Source organism: Saccharothrix hoggarensis (assembly GCF_042678885.1).
Taxonomy (GTDB): Bacteria; Actinomycetota; Actinomycetes; order Mycobacteriales; family Pseudonocardiaceae; genus Actinosynnema; species Actinosynnema hoggarensis.
Window position 1 is genome coordinate 26335 of the sequence record NZ_JBHTLK010000045.1, and the last position, 12567, is coordinate 38901.

The 12567-nt window shown below is 69.9% G+C and carries 9 protein-coding genes, 1 tRNA gene and 1 pseudogene; 6 read left to right on the plus strand and 5 right to left on the minus strand.

Annotated features, from left to right (window positions below):
• Positions 1 to 57: 57 nt before the first annotated feature.
• The 5 genes from ACFQ3T_RS11495 (at position 58) to ACFQ3T_RS11515 (ending at position 7371) form a co-directional block, all read left to right on the plus strand.
• Positions 58 to 1425: an ABC transporter substrate-binding protein gene (locus ACFQ3T_RS11495; RefSeq protein ID WP_380723157.1), complete on the plus strand. Its 1368-nt coding sequence runs from the start codon at positions 58 to 60 to the stop codon at positions 1423 to 1425.
• 85 nt (positions 1426 to 1510) lie between these two features.
• Positions 1511 to 2452 (plus strand): carbohydrate ABC transporter permease, encoded by a 942-nt coding sequence (locus ACFQ3T_RS11500; RefSeq protein ID WP_380723158.1) that lies wholly within the window; start codon positions 1511 to 1513, stop codon positions 2450 to 2452.
• Positions 2449 to 3324 (plus strand): carbohydrate ABC transporter permease, encoded by an 876-nt coding sequence (locus ACFQ3T_RS11505; protein WP_380723159.1) that lies wholly within the window; start codon positions 2449 to 2451, stop codon positions 3322 to 3324. The genes ACFQ3T_RS11500 and ACFQ3T_RS11505 overlap by 4 nt, the downstream gene beginning before the upstream one ends.
• Before the next feature lie 59 nt (positions 3325 to 3383).
• Entirely contained in the window at positions 3384 to 5486 is a 2103-nt protein-coding gene (locus ACFQ3T_RS11510; RefSeq protein ID WP_380723161.1) for a beta-galactosidase, read from the plus strand.
• Between the two features lie 121 nt (positions 5487 to 5607).
• Positions 5608 to 7371, plus strand: a complete 1764-nt coding sequence (locus ACFQ3T_RS11515; RefSeq protein WP_380723162.1) for an RICIN domain-containing protein — start codon at positions 5608 to 5610, stop codon at positions 7369 to 7371.
• Here ACFQ3T_RS11515 and ACFQ3T_RS11520 read toward each other — a convergent pair.
• The 3 genes from ACFQ3T_RS11520 to ACFQ3T_RS11530 form a co-directional block, all read right to left on the minus strand.
• The gene (locus ACFQ3T_RS11520; RefSeq protein ID WP_380723166.1) at positions 7307 to 7711 is read right to left on the minus strand and encodes an ANTAR domain-containing protein; all 405 of its coding nucleotides are present in this window, start codon (positions 7709 to 7711) and stop codon (positions 7307 to 7309) included. The two genes, ACFQ3T_RS11515 and ACFQ3T_RS11520, sit on opposite strands and share 65 nt — an antisense overlap.
• A gap of 838 nt (positions 7712 to 8549) precedes the next feature.
• A tRNA-Leu gene (locus ACFQ3T_RS11525) sits at positions 8550 to 8623 on the minus strand.
• Positions 8624 to 8689: 66 nt separating this feature from the next.
• The gene (locus ACFQ3T_RS11530) at positions 8690 to 8971 is read right to left on the minus strand and encodes a metal-sensitive transcriptional regulator (protein ID WP_077006260.1); all 282 of its coding nucleotides are present in this window, start codon (positions 8969 to 8971) and stop codon (positions 8690 to 8692) included.
• A 284-nt stretch (positions 8972 to 9255) separates the two neighbouring features.
• Between ACFQ3T_RS11530 and ACFQ3T_RS11535 the strand changes: the two genes are divergently transcribed.
• Positions 9256 to 9597: a histone-like nucleoid-structuring protein Lsr2 gene (locus tag ACFQ3T_RS11535; RefSeq protein ID WP_015104119.1), complete on the plus strand. Its 342-nt coding sequence runs from the start codon at positions 9256 to 9258 to the stop codon at positions 9595 to 9597.
• A 64-nt stretch (positions 9598 to 9661) separates the two neighbouring features.
• Here ACFQ3T_RS11535 and pabB read toward each other — a convergent pair whose 3' ends face one another.
• Both pabB and ACFQ3T_RS11545 read right to left on the minus strand, forming a co-directional pair.
• A complete protein-coding gene (gene pabB, locus ACFQ3T_RS11540) occupies positions 9662 to 11689 on the minus strand; it encodes an aminodeoxychorismate synthase component I (protein ID WP_380723164.1) in 2028 nt (675 codons plus the stop codon).
• A gap of 125 nt (positions 11690 to 11814) precedes the next feature.
• Positions 11815 to 12567, minus strand: a pseudogene (locus tag ACFQ3T_RS11545) (hypothetical protein); the annotation flags it as partial.

Genomic DNA, 12567 nt, shown 5'->3' on the forward strand with positions numbered 1-12567 from the left:
CCATGACACCGACGTAGGCGCGGACACGCCCGTCGGTACCGCAAAGGACTGGTCCCCATGCCGACTTCCCCCTCCCATCCTAGCCGGCGCGGCCTGCTCGCCCTGGTGGCGTGCGCCACGCTCGCGCTCGCCGCCTGTTCCGGCGCACCGTCGTCCTCCGATCCCGGCCCGGCCGAGAACGTGAGCCAGGCCGACGTCGACAAGGCCATGAGCACGCCGACCACCCTCACGTTCTGGACCTGGGTGCCCGACATCGAGCAGGAAGTGGCGCTGTTCGAGCGGAAGTACCCCGCCATCGACGTCGACGTGGTCAACGTCGGCCAGGGAGCCGACGCCTACACCAAGCTGCGCACCGCGTTGAAGGCCGGCAAGGGCGCACCCGACCTGGCCCAGATCGAGTACCAGTACATCCCCACGTTCTCCATCACCGACAGCCTGGTCGACCTGCGCCCCCACGGCGCGGAGGCCAACAAGTCGAAGTTCCTGGACTGGACGTGGAGCCAGGTGACCGGCCCCGGCGGCGAGATCCTGGCCTACCCGCAGGACACGGGCCCGATGGGCATGCTGTACCGGGCGGACCTGTTCGAGCAGTACGGCATCGACGTCCCGAAGACCTGGGACGAGTTCGCCGCCGCCGCGCGCAAGCTGCACGCCGCGAACCCCGACGTGTACCTGACCAACATGGCCGCCAACGAGGCCGCGGGCTGGCACGGCCTGATGTGGCAGGCAGGCTCCGAGGCGTACTCGGTCGAGGGCACCACAGTGGGGCTCTCCGTCAACGACACGGCGTCCAAGAAGGTCGCCGACTACTGGGGTGGTCTGGCGGCGGAAGGCGTGGTCTCGACGGACCCGGACTTCACCGACACCTGGTACCAGGGCTTCAACAGCGGCAAGTACGCCACCTGGCTCACCGCCGCCTGGGGTCCGGCGTTCCTCGGCGGCAGCGCCAAGTCGACGGCCGGCAAGTGGCGGGCGGCGCCCCTGCCGCAGTGGGACGCCGCGAAGCCCGCCTCGGGCAACTGGGGTGGTTCCACGACCGCCGTCATCAAGGGCACGTCGAACGCCATCGCCGCCGCCGAGTTCGCCGAGTTCCTCAACACCGACCCCGAGTCCACGAAGATGTTCAACACCAAGCAGAACTTCTTCCCCGCGACCACGGCGCTGATCGGCGACCCGGCGTTCACCGGCGCGAAGTCCGACTTCTTCGGCGGCCAGGCGGTCAACCAGGTGTTCGCCGACATCAGCGGCACGGTCGACCTCGGCTGGCAGTGGCCGCCGTTCCTGGACCAGTCGGTGCAGGACTGGACCGAGACAGCGGGCAAGGCCCTGGCCGACAAGGGCGACGTGGCCGCGGCCACGGACCAGTGGCAGTCACGGCTGACGTCCTACGCCAAGGACCAGGGCTTCACCGTCACCGCGCGCTAGGTCGGCGAGTGGCCTCCCCTCGACCACGACGGGAGGCCACTCCTCTCCCCCGCGTTCCGCCGCCCGCCGTGAGAAGAGCTTCGCCATGACCACCACTGTCGCGACGCCGCCCGTCGCACCGCACCAGCCGCCCCGCGGGCGCACGCGCCAAAAGCACCAAAGGCACACCGCCAACCGCGGGTACGTCTTCATCGCCCCGTTCCTCGCCTGTTTCGTCCTGCTGTTCCTGCTTCCCCTCGGCTACGCCGGCTACCTCAGCCTGTTCAAGGACCAACTGGTCGGCGGCACCGCGTTCGTCGGGTTGGACAACTACGTCAAAGCCCTCCAAGACGAACAACTCGTCGACGGCGTGCTCCGCGTAGCGGTGTTCTTCCTGGTCCAGGTCCCCGTCATGCTGCTGGTCGCCCTCGTCGCCGCGCTGGCCATCGACAGCGGGGTGCTGCGCGCCGCGCGGCTGTTCCGGCTGGGGGTGTTCCTGCCCTACGCCGTGCCCAGCGTGGTCGCGACCCTGATGTGGGGCTACCTGTACGGGCCGGACTTCGGCCCGCTGGCCCAGCTGGGCGACCGGCTCGGCTTCACCGCACCCGACCTGCTCGGCGACACCCTCGTGCTGCCGGCCGTCGGCAACATCGTGACCTGGGAGTTCGCCGGCTACAACATGATCATCCTGTACGCGGCGCTGCGAACCATCCCGGCCGACCGCTACGAGGCCGCCTCCATCGACGGCGCCGGAGCGCTGCGCGTCGCCTGGCACATCAAGATCCCCGCGCTGCGACCGGCGCTGTTGCTGTGCCTGATCTTCTCCGTGATCGGAAGCTTCCAGCTCTTCGCCGAACCCGACCTGATCCAACGGCTCGCGCCGAACGTGATCACCTCGTCCTACACGCCCAACCTCTACGCCTACAGCCTGGCCTTCACCTCGCAGCAGGTGAACTACGCCGCCGCGGTCTCGTTCCTGCTCGGCCTGGTGATCCTGGTCGTGTCGTACGCGGTGCTGTTCCTCACGAGCAGGAGTTCCCGCCGATGACCACGACCGGATGGCGGCCGGGCGCCCAACGCCGGAGCACCGTCTTGACCCTGGGCATGGGCGCGCTGCTCGTCTACTTCCTCTTCCCGCTCTTCTGGCTGGTGATCGCGTCCACCAAGAACACCGGTGACCTGTTCTCCAGCTTCGGCCTCTGGTTCGCCGATGACTTCTCGCTGGTCGACAACATCCACCGCACGTTCACCCACGACGGCGGGGTATTCGGCCGCTGGTTGGCCAACACGCTGCTGTACGCCGCGGTCAGCTCGGTCGGCACCGCGTTCCTGGCCACCTTCGCGGGCTACGGCTTCGCCCGGTACGCGTTCCGGGGCCGCGGCCTGCTGCTCGGCCTGGTGCTGGGCACGATCATGGTCCCGACCACGGCGCTGGCGATCCCGACCTACCTCCTGTTCAGCGAGGTCGACCTGGTGAACACGCCGTGGGCGATCATCCTGCCGTCGCTGGTCAGCCCGTTCGGCCTGTTCCTGATGTGGGTCTACGCCCGTGACGCGGTCTCCGAGGACGTGCTGGAAGCCGCGCGCATCGACGGCGCGGGCGAGCTGACCATCTTCTTCCGCATCACCCTGCGCAGCCTCACCCCCGGCTTCGTCACGGTGCTGCTGTTCACGCTGGTCGCGACCTGGAACAACTACTTCCTGCCCCTGATCATGCTCAACGACCCCGACTACTTCCCCGTCACCGTCGGCCTCGCCTCCTGGTCCGCGCAGGCGGTCGGCGGCAGCGGCGCCAACGCCGAACTGCTCGCCGCCGTCGTGACCGGGTCGCTGCTGTCGATCATCCCGCTCATCGCCGCGTTCGTCCTGCTCCAGCGCTACTGGCAGTCCGGCCTCTCGGCCGGCGCCGTCAAGGAGTAGTACCCCGGACCTGGGCGCCGCCGCCCGGTCCCCCGACCACCGTGGGGAGTCACCCGACCATGCCCGAAATCCCCGACACCGTCCTGTTCGGTGCGGCCTACTACCACGAGTACCAGCCCACCGAGCGGCTCAAGACGGACCTGGACCTGATGGTCGAGGCGGGTTTCTCGGTGATCCGGGTCGGCGAGTCGGTCTGGTCCACCTGGGAACCGGAGAACGGCCGCTTCGACCTCGACTGGCTCCAACCCGTCCTCGACGGCGCGCACGAACGCGGCATCGCCGTCATCCTCGGCACACCCACCTACGCGGTGCCGCCCTGGCTGACCCGCCTCTACCCGGAGATCGCCGGTGAACGGGCCAGCGGCGAACCGATCCCGTGGGGCGCGCGCCAGGAAGTGGACTTCACCCACGCGGCGTTCCGCCACCACGCCGAACGTGTCATCCGACAGGTCGTGGGCCGCTACGCCGACCACCCGTCGGTCATCGGCTTCCAGGTCGACAACGAACCCGGCCTGGAACTGCTGCACAACCACGGTGTCTTCCAGCGCTTCGTCGACCACCTGCGCCACACCTACGGCACCGTCGAGGAACTCAACCGCGAGTGGGGCCTGGTGTACTGGTCGCACCGGCTCTCGACCTGGGCCGACCTGTGGCTGCCCGACGGCAACGCCCAACCGCAGTACGAGCTGGCGTGGCGGCGGTTCCAGGCACGGCAGACCGAGGAGTTCATCGCCTGGCAGGCCGGGATCGTCCGCGAGTACGCCGACGAGGACCAGTTCGTCACCACGTGCCTGGCCTACGACCGGCCCGCGTTCGACGACGACCGGCTCGCCCAACACCTCGACATCACCTCCGGCAACGCCTACTACGTCATGCAGGACGGCCTCGCCCTTCCCGACACCCGCACCCCCACCCAAACCTGGACCACCGACGGCGCCTGGGCCCTGTACCTCACCGCCGACCGCATGTACTCCTCCCACCAAGCCCCGTTCCTGGTCACCGAGACCAACGCCTCCCACATCGGCTTCTCCTGGGACAGCCGACCCGCCTACGACGGCCAATGGCGCCAAGCCGCCTGGGCGCTCGTCGCCCGCGGCGCACGCATGATCGGCTACTGGCACTGGCACACGCTGCACTTCGGCACCGAGACGTACTGGGGCGGCATCCTCCCCCACAACGGGACACCCGGCCGCGCCTACGCCGAGATCGCCCGGCTCGGTGAGGAGTTCAAGCGCGCGGGCCGGCTGGTGGCCGGACTGACACCGGACGCGGACGTCGCCCTGGTGTTCGACATGCCCACGCGGTGGATCATGCAGAAGTACCCCGCCCTGTCACATCCGGACGGAACACCGGACGAGCGCGCCTACCAGGGCCTGACCGAGCCGTTCTACCGCGGCGCGTTCGACGCCGGCCTGCAGACCCGGGTCCTGCACGCCGCCCGGCTCGGCACCGGCGACGTGGAGGACGCGGTCCGGCGGTACCCCGTCCTCATCGCCTCGGGCCTGTACCTCACCGACGACGACACCCTCGACTGGCTGCGCGACTACGCCCACGCCGGCGGCCACCTGGTCCTCGGCCCCCGCACCGGCTACGCCGACCACGAAGCCCGCGCCCGCACCGACCGCATGCCCGCCAGGCTCGCCGAGGCGGCAGGTGTCTGGTACGACGAGTTCAGCACCATCCACACGCCCGTCGAAGTGGAGTCCGCGGACCCGGAGGCCTTCCCGCTCCCCCAAGGCGCCACCGCGACCCGGTGGGTGGACGGACTGCGACCCGACGGCGCGACCGTGCTCGCCCACTACCGGCACCCGCACTTCGGCCGCTGGCCCGCCATCACCACGCGCGCCACCGGCAAGGGACGCATCACCCACGTCGGCACCGTCCCCGACCAACCCCTCGCCGAAGCCCTCCTGCGCTGGGCGACCGGCCACCGGACCACCGCCTGGCACGACCTGCCCGACACCGTCACGTCGACCGGCGCGACCGCGGCGAGCGGCGGCCGCCTGCGGTTCCTGCACAACTGGTCCTGGCAACCCACCTCCGTGACCGCGCCCGTGGACTGCCACGACGTCCTCACCGGCGAAGTCCTCCCCGCCGGGCGGCAGATCGACCTGTCGGCGTGGGACGTCCGCGTCCTGCTCGAACAGCCGCCCTCCCCCTGACCCGCCCGCCACACCGGGCGTTGCCGCCGAGCCACCTCATCCCCTCCCCTCTCAGGAGCAGAAGACGATGACGTCATCGCGCACAACCACGAGCCGGGTAAGGAAATGGCTCGCCAGAGCCATGATCGCGGTAACCGGCGCCGCGGCGTTGACCCTGCCGGCCGTCCCCGCCCAAGCCGTCAGCCCCACACCCCGCACCATCTACCAACTCCCCTCCACCGCTCAGTGCACCAAGGGCCTCGGCAACTGCGTCGTGTACCCGAAGGCGGCCGCACTGCCGAGCGGTCGCCTGGTCGCCGCGTTCGAGAAGGCCACCGTCGGCCCATCCGGCACGGCGGTCGGCCAGGTCATCCCGGTCTACCGCAGCGACGACGACGGCACGACGTGGCAGTGGCTGTCCGACGTGCGGGCACCGGCGTACACGTCGAGCAACCCCGCGCACGCCAGGTACACCAGCAGCTGGACGAACCCCTACTTCTACGTCCTGCCCCAGAACGTCGGCAACCTGAGCGCGGGCACGCTGCTGCTGTCCACAGTGGTCTCCGGTGAAGACGTGTACTACACCGAGCAGAAGGCCTCCAACCCGAACTGGGTGCCCACCAACGACGGCGACCGCCGCGACATGGCGATCGCCCTGTACTCCAGCACCGACCAGGGCGCGTCCTGGAACTTCCTCAACATCATCACCACCGGCGGTTGGCAGGGCGGCAGCGCCGGCGCCATCGGCCAGCGCATCGCCCGCGCCAACACCTACCGGCAGGTCGACCCCGTGTGGGAGCCGTACCTGATGGTGTACAACAACCAGCTCGTCGCCTACTACTCCGACGAGAACGACTACACCGGCTACAACACCTCGACCGGTGTCCTGATCCCCCGCGCCGACAACACCACGGCCGCCGACTCCCACGGGCAGGTCATCGCCCACCGCACGTGGAACGGCACCGCGTCCAGCGGGTGGAGCGCTCCGGTGCTCGACGTCGCGGGTTACACGCACAGCGTCGGCGGCGTCGACCAGATCGGCGGTGGACGTCCGGGCATGCCGAACGTCGTGCCGACCTCCGACGGCCGCTGGATGCTGACCTACGAGTACTTCGGCGGCGGCGACAACGTGCGCTACAAGATCTCCTCCAACCCGCTCGACTTCTTCTCCGTCGGCGGTCAGGCGGGCACGAACATCACCGCCCTCCCGGTCACCTCCGGATCCCCGGCGGTCACGCCGGGCGGCAGCCCCGTCATCATCCGCACCCCCGACGGCCGGCTGATCTACAACGCCCACGGCAGCGGTGACGTCTGGGTCAACCCCAGCGGCAGCAGCACCGGCGCCTGGACCCGGCAACTCACCACCATCGAGGCGGGCTACAGCCGCAACCTGACCTACGTCCCCCGCACGGGCCGCGTCCTGATCGTCACCGGATTCGGCGCCATCCGTCACGCCGACATCGACTTCGGCCGATCCGCCGGGCCGTACTACAAGCTGGTCAACCGGCGCAGCGGCAAGGTCCTCGACGCCTACGGCGCCGACCTCGCCGACGGCGCCAACCTCGTCCAGTGGGCCGACAACGGCGGCTTCAACCAGCACTGGCACGTCACCGACATCGGCGGCGGCAACCGGACGCTGCTCAACCGCAACAGCGGCCGCGCCGTGTCCATCCTCGGCACCAGCACCGCCGACGCCGCGACAGCCGTCCAGTGGGTGCAGAACAACGGGCTCGACCAGGCCTACACGCTCGAACCCGTGGGCGCCCACTACGAGATCCGCGCCCGGCACAGCGGGAAGCTGCTCACCGTCGCCGGTGGCTCGACCGCCGACGGCGCCCAGGTCATCCAGTGGCCGGACCGGAACCTGCTCGAACAGCAGTGGTCGCTGGTCCAGGTGTCGAGCTAGTCAGCGTACGGCCGACATAGCGGCACAGGCTTGGGGTCAGGCTCCGAATACGACAGGACGCCGTCCCCAAGCCTGTGCCACGTCGAGAGTTGCGGGACGGACACCGACGTGTCAGGTGGTGGGGTTCGCGCGTCATCCGATGGACCTGCCCTTCACCGGACGACGGATTCCCGCCACCACCGCCTGAACCGCCCCGAGGTCCGGCAGGGGCGGCCGCTCCGGGCCACCGGACGCCACGACGATGCCCGCGACGTCGTGCAGTTTGACGTTGGTGCTGAGAGGTCTCGCGTAGTGCGTCGAACGCCTCGGCTGCCGTCCAGCCGCGCACGAGCATGAGCATGCCCTCGGCCTGCTCGATCACCGGCTGCGTGGACAACGCTTCCCGTAGCTGATCGGCCCGGTACCGATTACTGCTTCACGGTGGACGGCTATCAGAAATCACCGTATGCCGACAGTCACCTCGCGCAGATCAAGCGGATCGAGCGCCACGGAGTGATCGCAGGCTGGCAACGGACTCGGGTCCGCTACCTGTGCCGGGACGACTTGCTCGCGAGCGACGCGTTGCTCCGCGCCGACCCGCCCGCGGCGGTCACAGTAGAGCCGGGAATTGACGAAGCAGTGGGGAGCCGAGGTCGTCAAGCACCCTGAGGACGAACACGGCCCCACACCGACACCCCGATGACGAAGGGGCCGTGCCCACCGACGAGTTGATGGCGCTGTTCGCCGCGACGAACTCGCCGTCGGGCCAGCTTCCCTCGATCGCTGATGCGCGCCGTCGAGGCCTACGCCCGACGTGATCACCACGCTCGCCGACGAGAACCGGGTCGACGTGCTGCTCGTCGCCCGCCCCGAGCTGTGCCGGCCGCCTCAACGCGCTCGAGAACGCAAAGCAATCGCAACCGCAGCAGCCCAGCATCGACAACGTCGATCTGGTCGACGGCTGCCGCACCCGAAAGTCACCTGCACCGGGCCCCGGCCGAACTGCCGGACCGCTGTTCACCCTGACCCAGCTGTCGATCACGGTCCACTACAAGACCAACGAAGCGACCCTGAAGCTGGTTCTGCCCGGCGAAGACGCATCTCAACTGGCCACACTGGCCGCCGCCCTGGACGACGACCCATCGGACCTTGTGGACACCTGCACCAAACCGCGGGTCAAGGCCTGTGCGTCCTGTACGTGCCCCCGGTGCGACTCGAACGCACACTGGACGGATTTTGAGTCCGCTGCCTCTGCCGATTGGGCTACGGGGGCCGGCGGGAGCACTCTACTCGATCAGCCGGCCCGGCCGCCGCACGGGGTGGCGGCCGGGCTGGGCCGTTATGAGCGCACCAGGCGGCCGATTGCGGCCGAGGCTTCGGCGATCTTCTCGTCCGCCACCTCGCCCCCCTCGGCGACGGCCTGGGCCACGCAGTGCTTCAGGTGCTCGTCCAGCAGGCCCAGGGAGACCGCCTGCAACGCCTTGGTCGCCGCGGAGATCTGGGTCAGCACGTCGATGCAGTAGTCGTCGTTCTCCACCATCCGCTGGAGGCCGCGCACCTGACCCTCGATGCGGCGCAATCGCTTGAGGTACGCGTCCTTGTCCGCCGTGTAACCGTGCATCGCTCCGGGCATCGCTCCCGACCTTCCCTACCCTGGGCGGGTATCCAGGTCCAGGATAGGCCACTCGACCGGGTGTGACCGGCACCACCGGGTGACCCCTTGGGCACCCTCACATTTCGGCAGGTGCGGTTTACCGCGCGAAATGACCCGTCCGGGGGCATCAGTCACATTTTCACCGCGAAAGGTTAGGCGATATTCCTCTCGTGCACTATGGTGTCGTCGAAGCGTGTGGCGCAGAACAAGTCGAGGGCAGCACGCGCTATGCGAGCACACACGGAGGAACAGTGGCACAGCAGACCGTCGTCCAACTCATCGACGACCTCGACGGCAGCGAAGCCGCCGAGACCGTGACCTTCGCGCTGGACGGTGTGGAGTACTCCATCGACCTCTCCAAGGACAATGCGGACAAGCTCCGCGAGTCCCTGGCCGACTTCGTCGCCAAGGCGCGCCGGGCAGGTGGCCGCAAGCAGCGCAAGGGCACCGGCAAGAGCACGGTAAAGGCTGGTGACAAGGCCCAGGCGCAGGCGATTCGGGACTGGGCGCGCGCCCAGGGCCACCAGATCTCGGACCGCGGCCGCATTCCCCAGGGCCTGGTCGTGCAGTTCCAGGAAGCGCACGCCTCCTGACTCGTCCGGTTTTCCCCTGCGGCGGGTCAGTCCAGCCGCAGGGGAAAACCACAGGTCAGGGCCGTTACGGCATTCCGGCGCGGCCGGGGAACTCCGCGCCGAGCAGTCTGAGCAGGGCCGTCGCCTTGACGGCGGTCTCCTCGAATTCCTCCTCCGGGTCGGACAGCGCGATGACCGCGCCGCCGACCCCGAAACTCACCTTGTCCCGGTCCACCACCAGCGTCCTGATGACGATGCTGAAGTCGGCCGTTCCGGACAGTGAGAAGTATCCGAGCGCCCCGGAGTAGACACCCCTGGGCCCGGCTTCCAGCCCGTCGATGATCTGCATTGTCCGGATCTTGGGCGCACCCGTCATGGACCCACCGGGGAACGCCGCCCTAACCACGGCGACGGCGGAACTACCGGAACGCAGTCGCGCCCGAACGGTGCTGACGAGCTGGTGCACTGTCGCGTAGCTCTCCACCGCGAAGATCCGGGGCACCTCGACGCTGCCGACTTCCGCGCAATGGCCCAGATCATTGCGGACCAAGTCCACGATCATGAGGTTCTCGGCGCGGTCCTTCGCGCTGGTCGCCAAGGCCGTGCGCAAAGCCTCGTCCTCGGCGGCGGTCGCCCCGCGGGGGCGCGTGCCCTTGATTGGCTCGGATTCGACGACACCCCGTCGGTCGACCCGGATGAACCGCTCGGGTGAAGTGCTGAGCACGGAGAGCGCACCGAAACGGAGCAACGCCCCGAACGGGGCCGGGCTTTCCGCCCGGAGGAACCGGTAGGCGTCCCACGGGTCGACCGAGCCGCGCCACGTCACCGTGTTCGTCAGGCACACCTCGTACGTCTCGCCGGCGGTGATGGCCTCCTGGCACGCCGCGACCAGCTTCAAGTAGTGCGCACGGCTGTGCCGCGACTGCACGGAGTCCGCGCGGGCCGGCACGGGCGCCGCCGCGGGCACGGCGGTGAAATCACGCAGGAATTCCGCCGTTCGGCCCAACCAGCCGTCCTCGTCGGACAACGCCAACAGGTAGACGCAGCGTGAATCGTGGTCGAAAACCAGCGCCCGGTCGGCGAACACGAATGCCGCATCGGGCTGCTCCGAACGGTGCGCCGCCGCGCCGCCGCATTCGGCCTTCAGCTCGTACCCGAGGTACCCGACCCAGCCGAGCGCGAAGTCGAACGGCACGTCGGGCGGCGCGACCCGCCACGCGGCCAGGTCTGCCTCCAGCCAGTCGAAGAACGGCCCGGGGTGCGCCACCCCGTCCACGGTGACCTCGCCGGTCCACACGTCGTACGTGGCCACGCGCGCGAGCGGCCCGCCGGCGTCCCCCATCACGGAGAACCGGCCCCGCTCGCCCGTCAGGCTGCTGTCCAGCCAGAACGCGTCGCGCGACGCGCCGTACAGGGCCGCGTGGACGGCCTCCGGCGGCGGGTGAACGTCCACCCTCCGCACCAGCACCTCCCGCGCCGCCGGGCGGTCAGGGAGTGCGACAGGTGGGGGCAGAGGGGCGAAAGGGGGCGTTGGGGGCGCCACGCCCGCGGTGAGGTCGCGGAAGTTGGCCAGCAGCTGGTGGCCGTGCGACGTGCACACCGACTCGGGGTGGAACTGGACGCCCCACGCCGGCCGCGAGCGGTGTCGCACGCCCATCAGGACGTCGTCGGACGCCCACGCGATCGGTTCGAGCTCGGCCGGCAGGTCGGACACGGCCAGCGAGTGGTACCGCACGACGGGCAGGGGTGACGGCAGGCCGGCGAACAGGTCCGCCCCGGTGTGCCGCACGAGGTCGACGACGCCGTGACGAGGGGTGACCAACCCCACCGACGCGCCGTGCGCGAGGCACAGGCCCTGGTGCCCGAGGCAGACGCCGAGCAACGGGATGTCGGCGTGGTCGACGACCGCGCGGCAGAGGCCGAAGTCGGCGTCGCGCTGCGGCCGGCCGGGGCCGGGCGAGATCACCACGTTGTCGAACCGCCGCAGGTCGGACAGCCGGAACCGCGGGTCGTCGTGGGTGATGACGACCGGCTCCCGCCCGTTCACCTCGGCCAGGTACTGGAAGAGGTTGAAGGTGAACGAGTCGTGGTTGTCGATGAGCAGCGTCCGCATGGCAAACAGCACGGTACCTGCACGAACACCCGGATGGAGTACCCACGGACGGATGACACAGAGGGGTCTCGCACAGCGGAAAGGCCGGGCGCGACCGGCGCCCGGCCTCCCCGTCCTCCCCTGGCTCAGTCGAGGTGGAACCTCGGGTCGGCGGCGAGCGCCGCGAGCTGCGCCGGCGTCAGCGGCAGCTCGGCCAGGCCCGGGTGGCCGGAGTTCGCGTAGACCCGGGACTGGGCCACGATCACGAGCGTGCCGTCGGCGTGGCGGTGGAAGGCTCCCTGCTCCATGCCGCCGTCGGGGTTCGCCGTGGTGGCGACGGCGACCTGCGCGCCGGCCGCGTCGACCACCTCGCAAGTGCCGGCGCCGACCACCGGGTAGGGCTGCCCCGCAAGCTTCGCGCAGCCCGGCTGGTCCGGGAGCCGCGTGCCGCCCTTGGTCTCCACCTGGATCCAGAGGTGCCCGACGCCCGGAGCGCCGGAGCGCACCACCGGCGTGTAGGCCATGTACTCCCAGACCTCCAGCTGGCCTGCGTAATCGGCGAACTGCGACTGGGTGCGCGTCATCGGCCCGTAGCCCTCGAAGCCGATCCGCGAGCGGTCCTCGGCCTTCAGGCCGGACGGCAGGGACGAGACCAGGTCGTTGAGCACGGCGACGCTCTTGTCGGCCCGCGGCCCGTTGGTGGCGGTCCGGTCGGTCTGCCCGTTCGGCCACGGCGTTTCGGTGTCCGCGGGCACGTCGGTCCCCGTCACGGACGGCCGGGCGGACGGGGGCGGCGACGCGGTCGGGGTGACCGACGGCGCGGTCGAGGCCGGGGGCTGCGACGACTGGGCGCCCACCTGCGCGACCTCACGGCCGCCGCCGGCGAGGTTCGGCACCAG